The 1,186-nt window shown below is 44.3% G+C and carries 2 protein-coding genes; one reads left to right on the top strand and one right to left on the bottom strand.

Features of this window, described 5'->3' with window-relative positions; translation table 11 throughout:
- Positions 1 to 44: 44 nt before the first annotated feature.
- Positions 45 to 593 (top strand): GNAT family N-acetyltransferase, encoded by a 549-nt coding sequence (locus R7P67_RS25405; RefSeq protein ID WP_005486527.1) that lies wholly within the window; start codon positions 45 to 47, stop codon positions 591 to 593.
- 86 nt (positions 594 to 679) lie between these two features.
- Here the strand turns inward: R7P67_RS25405 and R7P67_RS25400 are convergent.
- A partial coding sequence (locus R7P67_RS25400; RefSeq protein WP_318086396.1) for an HAD family phosphatase occupies positions 680 to 1,186 on the bottom strand: 507 nt, incomplete at its 5' end.

The following is a 1,186-nucleotide window of genomic DNA, read 5'->3' as shown; positions in this document are numbered from 1 at the left end:
AGGCTCTGTGGAAAAGCAAAAATGTAAGAAAATAGGAATACGTAATGGAATTACGATTAGCGGAATATAAGGACTATGAGCGCATTGCTCAATTGCATGCGGACAGTTGGAAACGTCACTACCGAGGCATTTTAACGAACACTTACCTGGACAGCGAAGCCATCGACGACAAATTGTTGATTTGGCAGACTCGCTTAACCAATCCTCCATTTAACCAACATATCGTTCTTGCAGAAGAGGGTGGCTTGTTACTCGGCTTTGTCTGTGTTTTCGGCAACCATGACTTTGAGCGCGGTACATTCATTGACGCTCTGCATGTTGATGATAGCTATCGTGGTCGTGGTATCGGCAAACAACTCTTGCTTGCCGTTGCAGAGTGGCAACAGCAATACTTCAAAGATTCAGGATTGTATCTAGAAGTTGTCTCGCAAAACACACCAGCGATTTCGTTCTATCAACATATTGGTGGACAAGAATGCCAAGAGCGTACGTGGCGTGCTCCGGGCGGAACAGAAGTAATGGAAAAAGTGTTCCGTTGGTCTAACGCGCAAGCGCTGGTAAATGGCATTGAGGAAAACGTCATCTATTCATAACGCTTGCTAAGCGAAAGAACGGAGACGATAAGAGCAGCACTGACGCTGCTCTTTTTTGTTTGCGAGATAGTTAACAATCTGGCGAGTCAAAAAGACAGGCCCATTTCCTTTAACTCACTTTCACATTGGCTCGCGTTTTCAAACTGAATAGCAGCCATGCCCACCTGTTTGGCCCCTTCGACGTTGTAAGGCATATCATCCAGAAAAACGGTTTCTGATGGGTTTAAGTCGTAGCGGGAGAGAAGCGCTTGATAAATTTCCGGTTGAGGTTTTAAAAGTGCGACTTCGGCAGACACAATCGCGCCATCAAAAAGTGGCCAAAAATTGTACGTTGATTTTAAGTGTTCGACAATTTCTACAACATTATCAGTTAGTGCGTAGACACCGTAACCCGCTTGCTTCACCTTTTGTAGAAGCTCAACACTGCCGAACAGTTGAATCTGAGTCTGTTTTACGTAGTAGAAGAAACAGCAACATTCTTTAGCCGTTAAGTCGAGTTCTTGTTGATAACGGTGTATTGCTTCTTCTTCGCTGATCAAACCTTTGTTGAGGTCTAGCCAAATCTTGTTTGAGAACAGTCTTTTCGCCATTTG

The organism is Vibrio sp. Vb0937 (assembly GCF_033338855.1).
This window is presented reverse-complemented; position numbering and strand designations above follow the sequence as displayed.